Origin of the sequence: Stenotrophomonas sp. 57 (genome assembly GCF_030291075.1) — a bacterium.
Classification (GTDB): domain Bacteria; phylum Pseudomonadota; class Gammaproteobacteria; order Xanthomonadales; family Xanthomonadaceae; genus Stenotrophomonas.
The window spans coordinates 237,160-253,059 of record NZ_CP127407.1 but is presented as its reverse complement, the minus strand read 5'-3'; the positions used below and the strand labels follow the sequence as shown (position 1 = coordinate 253,059).

Sequence of the window (15,900 nt, the reverse complement as noted above, 5' to 3'; positions counted from 1 at the left end):
ATCAGAAGTTCATGTCGAAGGCGACTTCGCCCTGCACGCCGACCTGGTAGGCCGAGACGCGGCGTTCGAAGAAGTTGGTCAGCTCCTGCACGTCCTGCAGTTCCATGAACGGCAGCGGGTTGCGCACGTTGTACTTCTTTTCCATGCCCAGCTTGGCGAAGTGCTGGTCGGCGCAGTGCTGCAGGTACTGGCGCATGTCGCGGGTGGAAATGCCAGCCACGCCACCGGACAGCACGTCCTCGGCGAACTGCACTTCGCATTCGATCGCTTCGGCCAGCATGTCGTAGACCTGCTGCTTCATTTCATCGTCGAACAGGTCCGGCTCTTCCTCACGCACCACGCGCACCGACTCGAACGCGAACTCCATGTGCGCGCTCTCGTCGCGGAACACCCAGTTGGTGCCCGAGGCCAGGCCCGGCAGCAGGCCGCGCGAACGGAAGTAGTACACGTAGGCGAACGCAGCGAAGAAGAACAGGCCTTCGATGCAGGCAGCGAAGCAGATCTGGTTGAGCAGGAACTGGCGGCGCTGTTCGCGGGTCTCGATGCGGGTCAGGCTCTGGATCGAGTCGATCCACTTGAAGCAGAAATCGGCCTTCTTCTTGATCGAGTCGATGTTCTCCACCGCCGAGAACGCCTTGGCGCGCTCTTCCGGATCCGGCAGGTAGTTGTCGAGCAGGGTGAGGTAGAACTGCACGTGCAGCGCTTCTTCATACAGCTGGCGCGACAGGTACATGCGCGCTTCCGGCGCATTGAGGTGCTGGTACAGGTTCAGCACCAGGTTGTTGGACACGATCGAGTCGCCGGTGGCGAAGAACGCGACCAGGCGGTGGATCAGGTGGCGCTCACCCGGCGACATCTTGCTGTGCAGGTCGGTGATGTCGATCTGGAAGTTGATCTCTTCCACCGTCCAGGTGTTCTTGATCGCGTTCCGGTACATGTCATAGAACTGCGGGTAGCGCATCGGGCGCAGGGTCAGTTCAAAACCGGGATCGAGCAGCATCTGCTTGGGCTTGTCGGCCATGGGTGTTTCCTTGTCTTCTCGGGTCAAAACGCCGGGCATGGCCCGGCGCTACCTGGGTGTTTCCGTGCGGCAGCCGAGCATGGCTCGGCTCTACAGGTGCGAAGTGCCGGCAAGGCCGGCACGCCGCGTCTTACTGGCAGGCCTCGCAGGCTTCCGGGTTTTCCAGCGAGCAGGCGATGGCTTCGTCCGGGCTGAACACCTTGGCCGGTGCGGCGGCACTCACCGTGGTCTTGGCGATCTTGGTGGCCGGGCGCGAACGCAGGTAGTAGGTGGTCTTGATGCCCTGCTTCCAGGCGTACATGTACATGGAGGACATCGCGCCGATGTTCGGGCTTTCCATGAACAGGTTTAGCGAGGCCGACTGGTCGATGAAGGCGCCGCGCTCGGCGGCCATGTCGATCAGCGAACGCATCGGCAGTTCCCACGCGGTGCGGTAGACCTCGCGCAGCGTTTCCGGAATCTGCGCCACGCCGGCGATGGAACCTTCGGCCAGCTTGATGGCATCGCGCATTTCCGGCGTCCACAGGCCCAGCTTCTTCAGCTCGTTCACCAGGTAGCGGTTGACCTGCAGGAAGTCACCGGACAGGGTCTCGCGCTTGAACAGGTTGGACACCTGTGGCTCGACGCACTCGTAGCAGCCGGCGATCGAGGCGATGGTCGCGGTCGGAGCGATCGCGATCATCAGCGAGTTGCGCAGGCCGTGCTCCTTGATGCGCTCACGCAGGGCATCCCAGCGCGCGGTGTCTTCCGGCACCACGTTCCAGGCGTCGAACTGCAGTTCGCCGCTGGCGGCACGGGTGTCGTTGAACGACGGGTGCTTGCCGCGTTCCTGGGCCAGCTCGCAGGAGGTTTCCAGCGCGTGGAAGTAGATCGCTTCGGCAATCTTCTTCGACAGCGCGCGGGCTTCGGCGCTGTCGAACGGCAGGCGCTTGCGGAAGAACACGTCCTGCAGGCCCATGCAGCCCAGGCCGACCGGACGCCAGCGCAGGTTGGCACGGCGCGCGGTTTCGATCGGGTAGAAGTTCAGGTCGATGACGCGGTCGAGCTGGCGCACGGCCAGGCGCACGGTCTCGGCCAGCTTCTCGAAGTCGAACTCATTGTGCTCGTCGAAGTGGTTGCCCAGGTTGATCGAACCCAGGTTGCACACCGCGGTTTCATCGTTGGAAGTGACTTCCAGGATTTCGGTGCACAGGTTGGACAGGTGGATCACGTTGCCCGGACGCAGGGTCTGGTTGCTGGCGCGGTTGCACTTGTCCTTGAAGGTCATCCAGCCGTTACCGGTCTCGGCCAGCGTACGCATCATGCGGGCGTACAGCTTGCGGGCAGAGATGGTGCGGTTGGCCTTGCCCTGCGCTTCGGCCTGCAGGTAGGCGGCTTCGAAGGCTTCGCCGAACAGGTCGGTGAACTCCGGCACCACGCGCGGATCGAACAGCGACCATTCCTGGTCGGCTTCGACGCGCTTCATGAACAGGTCCGGCACCCAGTTGGCCAGGTTCAGGTTGTGCGCACGGCGGGCTTCGTCACCGGTGTTGTCACGCAGTTCGAGGAAGTCCTCGATATCGGCGTGCCAGGTTTCCAGGTAGACGCAGGCCGCGCCCTTGCGCTTGCCGCCCTGGTTCACCGCGGCCACGGACGAATCCATGGTCTTCAGCCACGGCACGATGCCGTTGGAATGGCCGTTGGTCGACTTGATGAGGGAACCACGCGAGCGCACGCGGGTGTAGCTGACGCCGATGCCGCCGGAGAACTTCGACAGCTGGGCGATGTCGCCGTACTTGGAATAGATCGACTCCAGCGAGTCCTGCGGCGAATCCAGCAGGAAGCACGAGGACAGCTGCTCGTGGGTGGTGCCGGAGTTGAACAGGGTCGGGCTGGACGGCAGGTAGTCCAGGTTGCCCATGCGCTTGTACAGCGCCAGGGTCTCGGACACGTCCTCGCTCAGCGCGCTGGCGATGCGCAGGAAGAACTGCTGCGGGGTCTCGATCACCTTGCGGGTGTGCGGGTGGCGCAGCAGGTAACGGTCGTACAGGGTACGCAGGCCGAAGTAATCGAAGTTCAGGTCCAGCGCGCCGTCGATGGCGTCGTTGAGCTTGCGTGCATTGGTCTGCACGAAGTTCAGCAGGCGGTCGTTGATCAGGCCGACTTCATGGCCACGGCTGACCGACTGCGAGAAGGCGTAGATTTCCTGGCCGGACACTTCCTTGGCGATGTAGTTGGCCAGCAGGCGCGCAGCAAGGCGACCGTACTCCGGCTCTTCACCGATCAGCAGGGCGGCGGTGCGGATGGACAGTTCGTCCAGCTCGCGGGTGGTGGCGCCGTTGTACAGGCCGGAAATGGTGCGGGTGGCCACGCGCATCGGATCAACGGCGTGCAGGCCTTCGGAGGAACGCTGCACCGCGCGCACGATCTTGTTCAGGTCCACCAGCTCGGTGGTCCCGTTGCGCTTGGTCACACTCATCGCGTTGGCCGTCGGCGGCGACGTCAACAGGAACTCGCTTTCCTTCTCGATGGTGGCGCTGGATTCGGTGCTCACGGCGTATGTCCTCTTGGCGTGATTGGGGGTGCTCGATGCATCGGGGTGACGCGGCCCGGGACATGACGGCCCAGGATGGCAGGACGGCGTCGCAGGGAATGAGACCCTGCGCCTGCCACTGCCGTTGACGATCGCGGATCGATGCTGCTGCCACCCCCAGACTTGGGGTTGCTGCGACCGACGGCCACAAGATAGTGGGGGTAATGGGGTCCGTCAACGCCAAATGTAGTGAAATTCGGCAATCCCTTGCGCCGCAAGGATCGTGCCATCGGCGCCCTGATCAGACGCTTCAGACCTGCCGGAACGGGCTGCGCAGTCAAGCCCGAAAGGCGTCATTGCGGTGGCACAACGCACCGCGGAAACGGAACAATGACAGCTTCACATGACAGTGATGAAGCTGGCTAGGGACAACCCTGTGGATAGGTGGTGGGCAGCCGGTGGGAATCCGGTGGACGGGTGACTTCCGGCCGGTGACGCCCGCGCGCGGGCAGCCGATGCTGGTCGTCCGGTTCCGGAGAAGGATGTTCCGATGCGCCTGCGCCTGCCCGCCCTGGCCCTGCTGCCTGCCCTGTTCATCCCCCCGTCGCTGGCCGCCGAGGGGCCGGACCTGCGTTCGGACCAGTGCGGCATCCATACCGACTACGACGTGCTGGTGGACAGCGGCGGCATCTGGCTGCGGCATGGCCCGCAGGCGCCGCATGAAGTGGTGTTCCACGATGGCGAGCTGAGCCTGGACGGCACCATGGTGCCGGTCAGCGCCGCCGACGCCGCCCGCCTTCGGCAGATGGAGGCGGGCGCCCGCCAGCTGATGCCCGCCGCCACCGCGCTGGCCCATGAGGTCTCCGGGGTCACCTTCGATGCGCTGGACGCCGCCTTCGAAGCCATCACTGGCAAGTCCCGCAACCGCCAGATGCGGGCGATGCGCGGCGAGATGCAGGACTGGATCGACGCCAGCCTCGGCCGTGGCTACTGGGAACAGGACAGCTTCGGCGATGGCTTCGACGCGCATATCGAGCAGATGGCCGAGACGATGGCCACGTCGATGACCCGCAGCGTGCTGTGGCAGGTGTTCACCGGCCGCGCCGGGGCCATGGAGCGCCGCGCCGACCGCCTCGATGCCGAGGTTGATCGCCGCATGGAAGCGCGCAGCCAGCAGCTGGAGGCCAAGGCGATGGCGCTATGCCCGCTGGTGCGGTCACTGGCAGAGGCACACGATGCGCTGGAAGTGCGGCACCAGGGCCAGCCGCTGCGGCTGCTGGAGCGCGGTGAGAGCGTGCGGGTGGAGCACGGCACCGGCTCGGGCCTGCATGTGTCGGCCGGGCCGGATGAGCGGCCGCGTGACGACGCCTTGGCGCCCTCCCGATAACCACGCGGCGCTGTTGTAGAGCCGAGCCCATGCTTGGCTGCTTTTCGGCACATCATGCAAAAGCAGCCGAGCGTGGGCTCGGCTCTACAAACGGCGGAATCCCTTACGCCCGGTGCGGGGTGCCCAGGTATTCGGCGCTCTGCATTTCAATCAGGCGCGAGGCGGTGCGCTCGAACGCACCCTGCAGGCGCTGGCCGGTATACAGCTCGATCGGCGAGGTGCTGGCGGTGCACACCAGGTTGACGTGGCGGTCGTACAGCTCGTCGATCAGGTTGACGAAGCGGCGCGCGGCATCTTCGTTCACGCGGTCGAAGGCGGGAATGCCGCCCAGCAGCACCGTGTTGAACTCGTGCGCGATCTCGATGTAATCCGACGGGCCGCGCGGGCCTTCGCACAGGGCGGCGAAATCGAACCAGGCGATGCTCTTGCCGCGGCCGCGGACCGGGATCTTGCGGCCCTCGATCTCGATGTTGCCGGCCTTGGCCGGTTGGCCGCCACTCAGTTCGTTCCAGCGCGTGGCCAGCCAGTCGTCGCTGTCGGCGGCCAACGGCGCGCGGTATACCGGCGAGCGGGTCAGTGCGCGCATGCGGTAATCCTCGGTGCCTTCGGCATACAGCTCGACGCAGAAGCGCTGCAGCAGGCCGATGGCCGGCAGGAAGCTCTCGCGCTGCAGCCCGTTGAGGTACAGGTTCTCCACCGCCGTGTTGGAGGTGGTGACCAGGGTCACGCCCTCGGCGAACAGGCGCTCCAGCAACCGCGCCAGCAGCATCGCATCACCAATGTCGGTGACGAAGAACTCATCCAGCACCAGCACGCGCAGGTTGCTGCGCCATTCCTGGGCGATCTTCGCCAGTGGGTCGCTCTGTCCCTGGTGCTCGCGCAGGCGCTCGTGCACGCTGCGCATGAAGCGGTGGAAGTGCGTGCGGTACTTCTGCTTGATCGGCAGGCCGTCATAGAACAGGTCGACCAGGAAGGTCTTGCCGCGGCCGACGCCGCCCCAGAAGTACAGGCCCTTCACCGGCTCGGGCTTCTTCCAGAACGAGGACAGGCGGTCCAGCCAACCGTCCTCGGCGCTGTCCAGCAGGCCCAGGTGGATGCGGTCCAGCTCGGCCAGCGCCGCATGCTGGGCCGGGTCGTTCTGCCAGTCGCCGCGGGCGACCCCTTCCGCGTACCGCTGCGACGGGGTCAACGCCTGCTCGCTCATGCCGCCGCACCCAGCCAGTGCTTGACGCCGTGGGTCAGCGCGCCGCGCAGGTCGATCAGCTTGCGGTGGAAGAAATGGCTGGTCTCGGGCATGCGCACCAGCTCATGCGGGACATCCAGCGTGTCCAGCCACTGATAGACCGCCTGCGGGTCGACGATCTCGTCCTGCTCGCCCTGGATCACCAGCCAGCGCGCCGGCGGTGCGATGCCATCGAAATCCCAGCGGCCGGCCGGCGGCGCGATCGAGATCAGCGCTTCGGGCTGCAGCGCGGCAGCGGCCTTCAACGAAACGAACGAACCAAAACTGAAACCGGCCAGCCACAGGCGGTCGTCGGGGCGCTGGCTCTGCACCCAGGCGGCGACGGCCTTCAGATCATCCTGCTCGCCCACGCCATGGTCGAACTGACCGGCCGAACCACCGACGCTGCGGAAGTTGAAGCGCACCGTGGCGATGCCCAGTTCGCGCAGGGTGGTGGCGGTCATGGTGACCACCTTGTTGTGCAGGGTGCCGCCTTCGGTGGACAACGGGTGGCAGATGATGGCCACGATCGGCTGCACCGGCACATCGGCCTTGGGCAGGTCGACGACCACTTCCAGCGGGCCGGCCGGGCCATCCAGTTCGAGGCAGGCGGTTTCGCCGGGGGCGACGGGGAACGAGGGCTTGTGCATGGCACCATGATACCGTCCCCCGCCCCTGCCCTGTGCCCGCCCGATGCTCTACCTGTCCTTGGCCGTGATCTGCAGTGTGCTGGTTTCGGTGTTGTTGAAGGTGGTCAACCGCCGCCGGTTGGATGTCGCGCAGATGGTCACCTGGAACTACCTGGTGGCCGCGACAATGACGGCGGTGGTGCTGCAGCCACCGCTGGATGCACTGCGCGCGCCGCATGCGCCGTGGCTGTCATTGCTGGCGCTGGCGGTGATGCTGCCCTCGATCTTCCTGGTGCTGGGCCGCGCAGTGGCGGTGGCCGGCATCGTCCGCAGCGATGTGGCACAGCGCCTGTCGCTGCTGTTGTCACTGACCGCGGCCTTCCTGTTCTTCGGCCAGACCGCCACGCCGTGGAAGCTGGCCGGTCTCGGCCTGGGCCTGCTGGCAATGGTGGCCATCAGCCTGCGCCCTCGAGGCCCGGCGTTGGCGTCCTCACCCGCTGGCTGGGGCTGGCTGCTGGGCGTGTGGGGCGGGTTCGCGGTGGTGGACGTGCTGCTCAAGCAGGTGGCGCTGTCCGGCACCCCGTCGATGGCGGCGGTGCTGGCCAGCTTCAGCGTGGCGTTCGTGCTGATGCTGGCGCTGCAGCTGTGGCGGCACGCCAGCGGCCGCACCCGGCTGGCCTGGCGCAATCTCGGCGCCGGTGCGCTGCTGGGCCTGCTCAACGGCGGCAACATTCTCTTCTACGTGCATGCGCACCAGTCGATGCCGGACAGCCCAGCGACCGTGTTTGCCGGCATGAACATCGGCGTGGTGGTGCTGGGTGCGCTGGTGGGCGTGTTCGCCTTCGGCGAGGCGACCACGAAGTGGAACCGCGCCGGCCTGGCGCTGGCGGTGCTGGCGATCGGGTTGATCGCCTGGGGGTGAGGTATCGGTGGTGCCGGGCCATCCCTGGCAAATTGTTTCCGCAACTCCGGAGAGGTGTCACTTTCTTTGCGCGCAAAGAAAGTAACCAAAGAAACGCTCCGCCAATCGCGAGCCGGTGCTGTGCACCGGTACCCTGCGCTTCTCGGTGAATCAGGGGGCGGCGCCGAACTCGCTACGCTCAGACATCGGCGCCTCTTCGCCCCTGATTCACCTGCGATGCTCGGCTCGCTTGAAGGCGGACTGGAAGATCAAAAGCAACAGCAGGATCAGTGGCGCCCCATGTGTGCGCCACACCCAAGCGGATGCCCAGCCGGTGGGTTATTTGTCGAAGCCCAGCAGCAGCGGGTCGTGGTCGGAACTGCGCCACGGGCCCTGCACGTTGCGGCCCTGGTAGCCGCTGGCGTCCTGCTCGTCGGCGTTGCTGTGCCACTCGGCGGCACCGCGCAGGCGCTTGGCCATGCCCGGGCTCAGCAGCGCGTGGTCAAGGCGGCCGGTGTAGCCGTTGTAGACGTAGCTGTAGGGATGCTCGACCTTGGCGACCTTGAACGCGTCCTGCCAGCCCAGGTCATGCAGGGCGCGGATCGGGTCTTCCATCGCGTAGGCGTTGAAATCACCCAGCAGCACCGCGTCCTTTGCACCGGTGTCGGTGGGGTCGGTCTGCAGCCAGGCATGCAGCTGCTGCGCCGAGGTCACGCGGGTGGCATTCCAGCAGCCCTGGTTGTCGTTGTGGTCGGCGTCGGCACCGGCCGCGTCGCGGCAGCCCTTCGACTTGAAGTGGTTGGCCACCACCACGAACGGCGCGCCCTGCTTGCCCTGGAAGGCCTGCGCCAGCGGCACGCGGCTGTGCTCGACGAACGGGCCGCCGGTCAGCGTTGCTGGCGTGCCCAGCGGCTGCAGGCGGCTGCTGCGGTAGATGATGCCGACCCGGATCGGATTCTCGCCGGGGCCGTTGCCGGCATCGACGAAGCGCCAGTCGCCCTGCGCACCACGGTCGCGATTGAGCGCATCGACCAGCTCGGCGATGGCCGACTGCGGGCCGTAGCCATCGTTTTCCAGCTCCATCAGCGCGGCGACGTCGGCGCCCAGCGCGTTGATCGTGGTGACCAGCTTGGCCACCTGGGCCTTGTGCTCGTCCAGGGTGCGCGCACCACGCAGGGTCGGGAAGCCACCGCCCTGGCCGTCGCCGTTGAAGAAGTTCTCCAGGTTGAAGGCGGCCACGTGCAGGCTGCCCGGCACCGTCGGCACCGCCGGGCGCTTCAGCTCCGGCAGCTTCAGCACACCTTCGACCTGCAGGCGCGGGCGCCCCTGCGCGTCCACGTGCACCACACCCTCCACGTTGCGCAGCTGCATGCCGGTGCGCAGCACCGGGGTGCCCGGCAGGTACGGCACGCTGGCCGGGTCACGGGCATCGCTGCCGTCGTCCAGCACCAGGCGGCGACGCTGGTTGTCGGCCATCACCTGCTCGTAGCCGGCAGTGCCCGGCGCGGCCACTTCGGTGGGCTGCCAGAGGCGGCCATCGAAGGCCACGGTGAGCTGGCCGAAACGCTCCAGGCCATCGGTACCGGCGAGGGTAAGCGGTGCGGCGATACGCACGCGCTGGCCGTCCAATGCGCGCCAGTCGGCCGGTGCGGCGGTCAGCACCACGGTGGCGCCGGTGCGCGCGGCAGGCGCTGCCGGGGCCGGTGCGGCCTGCGGCTGGGCCTGGGCGAAGGCGCTGGCCGGCAGCAGCAGGGACAAGGCAAGGGCAAGGGAACGGCGGCGCATCGACAGGCAATTCCAGGGAAGAGGCCGCACAGACTAACCCTGAAATGCGAAATCCCGCTTGCTGGCGGGGGCATATGAGCGATCAGGCCTTGGTGGGCAAAGCCGGGTAGTGCCGGCCGCTGGCCGGCACTACCTCTACTTCAGGTTGCCCAGCATCCAGTCCACGGTGGCGTGGATCTGCTCTTCGGTCAGCGCCGGGTTGCCGCCCTTGGGCGGCATGATGCCGCCGTCAGGGCCGGTATAGCCCTCGATGGCGTGCTTGTAGAGGGTGTCCTTGCCCTGCGCGATGCGCTTGTCCCAGTGCGCGTGGTCCAGCGTTGGTGCCATGCCCACACCCGTGGTGTGGCAGGCAGTACACAGGTTGTCGAAGATGACCTTGCCGTCCTTGGTGCCGCCGTAGGCGACCTGGGAAGCGGCCTTGGCCAGTGCGGCGGCCTTGGCCGCAGCCTGCGCGGCGGCGCCCGTGCTGCCGGCGTACACCGCGCCGGTGGGCGAAATGCGCTGTTCGGTGCGTTTGACCGCGGTCGGCGATACCTCGGGCGGAATCCGGGTGTGGATGTAGGCGGCAAGGAGGATCAGGCCGAGGGTGATGGTCGCCAGCAGCGCGATCACCATGGAGAAGCGTTTCAGGAACTCCAGATCGTAATTCCGCACTCTTCGTTACCCCTGGCTGATAGTCGTTGGACCACGGCTGAGCGACTGCGTGATGGGCCGAGTATAGAACGCGCTTCGCGTGCGACAACAGGCGTCGATGCTGGTGCGGCGCAGCATGCCGGGGCTGGGGGTCAGATTCCTTTTGCCGTGCAAAAGGGATCCGACCCCGGCAACAGTAGCCGGCCAGCGGCCGGCTCGACCGGATTACCGGGCGCCGATCGCGCGCAGGCAGAAGCTGCAGATCGCGTCGACCAGCGCGTCCTCGTCGCGGTGCGCTTCACGGCTGGGTGCGGTGGGGCCGACCATCGCCTCGGTAAAGGCACCGACCAGGCAGGCGGCGGCGACGTGCGCGTCCTGCGCCGGCAGCTCACCAGCCGCCACGCCCTCTTCCACCAGGCGCAGGAACACATCGCCGAACGCGCGACGACCGCGCATGCGCTCGGCCTCCACGTCCGGGTCGACCGGTTCAACGATGAAGGCATGGGCCAGCCCCGGCCCGGCCAGCGCGCGGCGGACGAAGGCGGTGATCGCCAGCCGCAACCGCTCGCTGGCGACCTCCGGGCCGCTGGCGATGCGCTCCATGATCGCCACTTCGTGGGCCACGGCGGCGTTGAGCACTTCCACGAACAGCTCGGCCTTGGACGGGAAGTGGCGGTAGATCAGGCCGGTGGACACCCCCGCCTGGGTCGCCACCGCGGTCACCGGGGCGTTGCGCCAGCCGCCGGCGGCGACCAGCTCACGGGTGGCCAGCAGGATCCGTTCCCGGGCCCCGGCCAGTCGTTCTTCCATCAGTGCAGAGCGTTTGTAGGCCATGTTTTGATTCTATTTTCAATTTTTGAATTTGTATTCACTTCTTTCCCGAACCCCGCTACGCTGGGGCCATCGCCCGTGTGGGTGGCGGTCCTGGAAACCGTCGCCCACTCCCCCGCCGGGTGCGTCCATTCCCTGCAGTCCCGCCGTGGAGCCACCGCAATGCACGTGCCATCCCTGAACTTCGATCTCGGTGAGGAGATCGACCTGCTGCGCCAGAGCGTGGCCCATTTTGCCGCCGCCGAGGTCGCACCGCTGGCCGCCGAGGCCGATGCCACCAACCAGTTCCCGCTGACCCTGTGGCCCAAGCTGGGCGAACAGGGCCTGCTCGGCCTCACCGTGGAGGAAGCATACGGCGGTACCGGCATGGGCTACCTGGCCCACGTGGTGGCGATGGAAGAAATCTCGCGCGCCTCCGGTGGCATCGGCCTGTCCTATGGCGCGCATTCCAACCTGTGCGTGAACCAGCTGCGCAAGAACGGCAACGAGGAACAGAAGCAGCGCTTCCTGCCCGACCTGTGCAGCGGTGCCAAGGTGGGCGCGCTGGCGATGAGCGAACCGGGCGCCGGTTCGGACGTGGTGTCGATGAAGCTGCGCGCGGACAAGCGCGGCGACCGCTACGTGCTCAACGGCAACAAGATGTGGATCACCAACGGCCCCGATGCCGACGTGCTGGTGGTCTATGCAAAGACCGACATGGACGCCGGTGCCAAGGGCATCACCGCCTTCCTGGTCGAGAAGGGCATGAAGGGCTTCACGACCGCGCAGAAGCTGGACAAGCTGGGCATGCGCTCCTCGCCCACCTGCGAGCTGGTGTTCCAGGACTGCGAAGTGCCCGAAGAGAACGTGCTGGGCCAGGTCGGCGGCGGCGTGCGCGTGCTGATGTCCGGCCTGGACTACGAGCGCGTGGTGCTGTCCGGTGGCCCGCTGGGCCTGATGGCCGCGGCCATGGACGTGGTGATGCCGTACGTGCATGAGCGCCACCAGTTCGGCGAGGCGATCGGCAGCTTCCAGCTGATCCAGGCCAAGATCGCCGACATGTACGTGGGCCTGGGTGCCTGCCGCGCTTATGTCTACGCCGTGGCGCGCGCCTGCGACCAGGGCCGCACCACCCGTCAGGATGCCGCCGGCGCCATCCTCTACGCTGCCGAGAAAGCCACCTGGCTGACCGGCCAGGCGATCCAGATCCTAGGCGGCAACGGCTACATCAACGAGTACCCGACCGGCCGCCTGTGGCGCGACGCCAAGCTGTATGAAATCGGCGCCGGCACCTCGGAGATCCGCCGCATGCTGATCGGCCGCGAACTGTTCCAGCGCACCCTGTAAGGCCACTGCGATGACCGTCCTCAACAGCCAGCTGCAACCGGGCAGCGACACCTTCGAAAGCAACCGCGCCGCCATGCAGGCCGTGGTCGATGACCTGCACGCCACGCTGGCGCGCACCGCGCTGGGCGGCAACGAGGCCGCCCGTGCCAAGCACACCGCGCGCGGCAAACTGCTGGTGCGCGACCGCATCGATGCCCTGCTCGACCCGGGCAGTGCGTTCCTGGAAATCGCGCCGCTGGCCGCGCACGGCATGTATGACGACGCGGTGCCCGCCGCGGGCGTAGTGGCCGGCATCGGCCGCGTGAGCGGCGTGGAGTGCGTGATCGTGGCCAACGATGCCACGGTCAAGGGCGGCACCTACTACCCGATGACGGTGAAGAAGCATCTGCGCGCGCAGGAGATCGCCGAGCAGAACCACCTGCCCTGCATCTACCTGGTCGATTCTGGCGGCGCGTTCCTGCCGCTGCAGGACGAAGTCTTCCCTGACCGCGATCATTTCGGCCGCATCTTCTACAACCAGGCCAACCTGTCGGCGCAGGGCATTCCGCAGATCGCCTGCGTGATGGGCAGCTGCACCGCCGGTGGCGCCTATGTGCCGGCGATGAGCGACGAGACCGTGATCGTGCGCGAACAGGGCACGATCTTCCTCGGCGGCCCGCCGCTGGTGAAGGCGGCCACCGGTGAAGTGGTGACCGCCGAGGAACTGGGGGGCGCCGACGTGCACACCCGCATCTCCGGCGTGGCCGACCACATGGCCGACAACGATCTGCAGGCGCTGGCACGGGTGCGCGCGATCATCGCCCAGCTCAACTGGCGCAAGCCGGAACCGGCGATGGCGGTGCAGGCGCCCGAGGAACCGCTGCTGCCGGCGCATGAACTGTATGGCGTGATTCCCGCCGACACGCGCAAGCCCTACGACGTGCGCGAAGTGATCGCGCGCCTGGTCGATGGCTCGCGTTTCGATGAGTTCAAGCCGCGCTACGGCGCCACGCTGGTCACCGGCTTCGCCCATCTGAACGGCTACCCGATCGGGATCATCGCCAACAACGGCATCCTGTTCTCCGAGTCGGCACTGAAGGGCGCGCACTTCATCGAGCTGTGCACCCAGCGCAACATTCCGCTGGTGTTCCTGCAGAACATCACCGGCTTCATGGTCGGCCGCAAGTACGAACAGGGCGGCATCGCCAAGGACGGCGCCAAGCTGGTGATGGCAGTGGCCTGCGCCAAGGTGCCCAAATTCACCGTGGTGATCGGTGGCTCGTTCGGGGCCGGCAACTACGGCATGTGCGGCCGCGCCTATTCGCCGAACTTCCTGTGGATGTGGCCGAACGCGCGCATCGGCGTGATGGGTGGCGAACAGGCGGCCAGCGTGCTGGCCACGGTCAAGCGCGATGGCATCGAGGCGAAGGGAGGGGAGTGGCCCGCGGCGGAAGAGGACGCCTTCAAGGCGCCGATCCGCGATCAGTTCGAACAGCAGGGCCACCCCTACTACGCCAGCGCGCGCCTGTGGGACGACGGCGTGATCGATCCGGCCGACACCCGCCGCGTGCTGGCCCTGGCCCTGTCAGCCAGCCTCAACGCCGCTCCGCAGCAGACGCGCTTCGGCGTGTTCCGCATGTAACCCGTGCCATGACCGAGCACGCTCCCATGAAGCCCGTTGCCATGTTCACCAAAGTCCTGATCGCCAACCGCGGCGAGATCGCCTGCCGCGTCATCGCCACCTGCCGTCGCCTCGGCATCGCCACCGTGGCGGTGTATTCCGATGCCGACCGCAACGCGCGCCACGTACGCCTTGCCGACGAAGCCATCCACATCGGCCCGGCCGCCGCGCGGGAAAGCTACCTGCGCGGCGATGCCCTGCTCGACGCCGCACGCGCCACCGGCGCGCAGGCCATCCACCCCGGCTACGGCTTCCTGTCCGAGAATGCCGACTTCGCCGACGCCTGCGCCGCCGCAGGCATCACCTTCATCGGGCCGCCGGCCAGCGCCATCCGCGCGATGGGTGACAAGAGCGCGGCCAAGGCATTGATGGCCAAGGCCGGCGTGCCGCTGACCCCGGGCTACCACGGCGACCAGCAGGCACCGGACTTCCTGCGCGCGCAGGCCGATGCCATCGGCTACCCAATGCTGATCAAGGCCAGCGCCGGTGGCGGTGGCAAGGGCATGCGCAAGGTCGAGCGCAGCGAGGACTTCGTCGATGCGCTGGCCAGCTGCCAGCGCGAGGCGGCCTCGGCGTTCGGCAACGATCACGTGCTGGTCGAGAAATACGTCGAGCGCCCGCGCCATATCGAGATCCAGGTGTTCGGCGACAGCCACGGCGAGGCGGTGTACCTGTTCGAGCGCGACTGCTCGGTGCAGCGCCGCCACCAGAAGGTGCTGGAAGAAGCACCTGCGCCGGGCATGAGTGCCGAGCGTCGTGCGGCGATGGGCAAGGCCGCGGTCGATGCCGCGCGCGCGGTGGGCTATGAGGGTGCGGGCACCGTGGAGTTCATCGCCGGCCCGGACGGCGATTTCTACTTCATGGAAATGAACACCCGCCTGCAGGTCGAACACCCGGTGACCGAGTACATCACCGGCACCGACCTGGTGGAGTGGCAGCTGCGCGTGGCTTCGGGCCAGCCGCTGCCGCTGCGCCAGGAGCAGTTGGCGATTCACGGTCATGCCATCGAGGCGCGTCTGTACGCCGAAGATGCCGACCGCGGCTTCCTGCCCTCCACCGGCACCCTGCGCCGTCTGCGCCTGCCCACGCCGTCGGCCCATGTGCGGGTGGATGCCGGCGTGGAGGAAGGCGACAGCATCACCCCGTTCTACGACCCGATGATCGCCAAGCTGATCGTCTGGGACGTGGACCGCGACGCCGCGCTGCGCCGCATGAGCCAGGCCCTGGCCGACTGCCAGGTGGTGGGCGTGACCACCAATGCCGGCTTCCTGCGCCGGCTGGTCAACACCGATTCGTTCGCCCACGCCAAGCTGGACACCGCGCTGATCGAACGCGAACAGGCGGCGTTGAGCGTAGTCGGCGACAGCGACGATGCACTGTGGCTGCTGGCGGCGGTGGCCGCCGTCACCAGCACTGCAGCAGCCACCACCGATGCCCGTGACCCGCATTCGCCATGGCAGTCCCAGGACGGCTGGCGCCTCGGCGCATCCGCGCCGCGCGTGCTGCCGCTGCAGCAGGGAGAGCGCCGGCACACGCTGAAGGTGTGGCCGCAGGCCGATAGCTGGCGCGTGCAGTGCGACGACGCAGCACCGGTGCAGGTGATCGGTACGGCCGATGCACAGCATCTGACCGTGCAGCTGGGCGAGCGCCGTTGGTCACTGCAACTGCTGCGCGGGGGCGACCAGCTGTATCTGTTCGGCGCCGATGGCCAGCACCGCTTCACCCTGCATGATCCGGTGGGCGAATCGGACCACGCCGTGGCCGATGCCGGCAGCCTGCTGGCGCCGATGCCCGGCAGGATCGTCGCCACGCTGGTCGCGGCCGGCACCGAGGTCAAGCGCGGCACGCCGCTGGTGGTGCTGGAAGCGATGAAGATGGAGCACACCCTGCAGGCGCCGGTCGACGGTACGGTGAAGGGCTACCGTGCCAAGGCCGGCGACCAGGTGGGTGATGGCGCGGTGCTGGTGGACTTCGAAGCGGCGTGATGCAGCAC

General features: G+C 67.2%; 12 protein-coding genes. 5 read left to right on the top strand and 7 right to left on the bottom strand.

The window, feature by feature from the left end:
* Window position 1 precedes the first annotated feature (1 nt).
* Window positions 2-1,021 (bottom strand): ribonucleotide-diphosphate reductase subunit beta, encoded by a 1,020-nt coding sequence (locus QP512_RS01080; protein ID WP_049429771.1) that lies wholly within the window; start codon window positions 1,019-1,021, stop codon window positions 2-4.
* A 130-nt stretch (window positions 1,022-1,151) separates the two neighbouring features.
* On the bottom strand, window positions 1,152-3,554 hold the full coding sequence (locus tag QP512_RS01075; RefSeq protein ID WP_197594488.1) for a ribonucleoside-diphosphate reductase subunit alpha: 2,403 nt from the start codon (window positions 3,552-3,554) through the stop codon (window positions 1,152-1,154).
* A 529-nt stretch (window positions 3,555-4,083) separates the two neighbouring features.
* Between QP512_RS01075 and QP512_RS01070 the strand changes: the two genes are divergently transcribed.
* Window positions 4,084-4,920 (top strand): DUF2884 family protein, encoded by an 837-nt coding sequence (locus QP512_RS01070; protein ID WP_286070621.1) that lies wholly within the window; start codon window positions 4,084-4,086, stop codon window positions 4,918-4,920.
* A gap of 103 nt (window positions 4,921-5,023) precedes the next feature.
* Here QP512_RS01070 and zapE read toward each other — a convergent pair whose 3' ends face one another.
* Both zapE and QP512_RS01060 read right to left on the bottom strand, forming a co-directional pair.
* A complete protein-coding gene (zapE, locus tag QP512_RS01065; protein WP_286070620.1) occupies window positions 5,024-6,124 on the bottom strand; it encodes a cell division protein ZapE in 1,101 nt (366 codons plus the stop codon).
* The gene (locus QP512_RS01060; RefSeq protein ID WP_286070619.1) at window positions 6,121-6,792 is read right to left on the bottom strand and encodes a CocE/NonD family hydrolase; all 672 of its coding nucleotides are present in this window, start codon (window positions 6,790-6,792) and stop codon (window positions 6,121-6,123) included. Before QP512_RS01060 ends, zapE begins: the two co-directional genes overlap by 4 nt.
* 43 nt (window positions 6,793-6,835) lie before the next feature.
* On the opposite strand from QP512_RS01060, the gene QP512_RS01055 reads away from it, so the two are divergent.
* Complete coding sequence (locus QP512_RS01055) at window positions 6,836-7,693, top strand: EamA/RhaT family transporter (RefSeq protein WP_286070618.1); 858 nt, start codon at window positions 6,836-6,838, stop codon at window positions 7,691-7,693.
* A 318-nt stretch (window positions 7,694-8,011) separates the two neighbouring features.
* Here the strand turns inward: QP512_RS01055 and QP512_RS01050 are convergent, their stop codons facing one another.
* From QP512_RS01050 to QP512_RS01040, 3 genes are all read right to left on the bottom strand, one after another.
* Window positions 8,012-9,457, bottom strand: a complete 1,446-nt coding sequence (locus tag QP512_RS01050) for an ExeM/NucH family extracellular endonuclease (protein ID WP_286070617.1) — start codon at window positions 9,455-9,457, stop codon at window positions 8,012-8,014.
* Window positions 9,458-9,592: 135 nt separating this feature from the next.
* Entirely contained in the window at window positions 9,593-10,111 is a 519-nt protein-coding gene (locus tag QP512_RS01045) for a c-type cytochrome (RefSeq protein WP_286070616.1), read from the bottom strand.
* A 204-nt stretch (window positions 10,112-10,315) separates the two neighbouring features.
* Window positions 10,316-10,924, bottom strand: coding sequence for a TetR/AcrR family transcriptional regulator (locus tag QP512_RS01040; protein ID WP_286070615.1), 609 nt, complete (start codon window positions 10,922-10,924; stop codon window positions 10,316-10,318).
* Window positions 10,925-11,083: 159 nt separating this feature from the next.
* On the opposite strand from QP512_RS01040, the gene QP512_RS01035 reads away from it, so the two are divergent.
* Genes QP512_RS01035 through QP512_RS01025 form a run of 3 tightly spaced genes read left to right on the top strand, consistent with a single transcriptional unit; the run spans window position 11,084 to window position 15,892 of the window.
* Window positions 11,084-12,247, top strand: a complete 1,164-nt coding sequence (locus QP512_RS01035; RefSeq protein WP_286070614.1) for an isovaleryl-CoA dehydrogenase — start codon at window positions 11,084-11,086, stop codon at window positions 12,245-12,247.
* A 10-nt stretch (window positions 12,248-12,257) separates the two neighbouring features.
* Complete coding sequence (locus tag QP512_RS01030) at window positions 12,258-13,868, top strand: carboxyl transferase domain-containing protein (protein WP_286070613.1); 1,611 nt, start codon at window positions 12,258-12,260, stop codon at window positions 13,866-13,868.
* A gap of 41 nt (window positions 13,869-13,909) precedes the next feature.
* Window positions 13,910-15,892 (top strand): acetyl/propionyl/methylcrotonyl-CoA carboxylase subunit alpha, encoded by a 1,983-nt coding sequence (locus QP512_RS01025; RefSeq protein ID WP_286070612.1) that lies wholly within the window; start codon window positions 13,910-13,912, stop codon window positions 15,890-15,892.
* Window positions 15,893-15,900 lie beyond the last annotated feature (8 nt).

Excerpts from the sequence above, each read along its gene's own strand:
- zapE (WP_286070620.1), bottom strand. The coding sequence starts at position 6,124 with ATGAGCGAGCAGGCGTTGACCCCGTCGCAGCGGTACGCGGAAGGGGTC.
- QP512_RS01025 (WP_286070612.1), top strand. The coding sequence starts at position 13,910 with ATGTTCACCAAAGTCCTGATCGCCAACCGCGGCGAGATCGCCTGCCGC.
- QP512_RS01055 (WP_286070618.1), top strand. The coding sequence starts at position 6,836 with ATGCTCTACCTGTCCTTGGCCGTGATCTGCAGTGTGCTGGTTTCGGTG.
- QP512_RS01070 (WP_286070621.1), top strand. The coding sequence starts at position 4,084 with ATGCGCCTGCGCCTGCCCGCCCTGGCCCTGCTGCCTGCCCTGTTCATC.
- QP512_RS01040 (WP_286070615.1), bottom strand. The coding sequence starts at position 10,924 with ATGGCCTACAAACGCTCTGCACTGATGGAAGAACGACTGGCCGGGGCC.
- QP512_RS01050 (WP_286070617.1), bottom strand. The coding sequence starts at position 9,457 with ATGCGCCGCCGTTCCCTTGCCCTTGCCTTGTCCCTGCTGCTGCCGGCC.
- QP512_RS01030 (WP_286070613.1), top strand. The coding sequence starts at position 12,258 with ATGACCGTCCTCAACAGCCAGCTGCAACCGGGCAGCGACACCTTCGAA.
- QP512_RS01080 (WP_049429771.1), bottom strand. The coding sequence starts at position 1,021 with ATGGCCGACAAGCCCAAGCAGATGCTGCTCGATCCCGGTTTTGAACTG.
- QP512_RS01060 (WP_286070619.1), bottom strand. The coding sequence starts at position 6,792 with ATGCACAAGCCCTCGTTCCCCGTCGCCCCCGGCGAAACCGCCTGCCTC.
- QP512_RS01035 (WP_286070614.1), top strand. The coding sequence starts at position 11,084 with ATGCACGTGCCATCCCTGAACTTCGATCTCGGTGAGGAGATCGACCTG.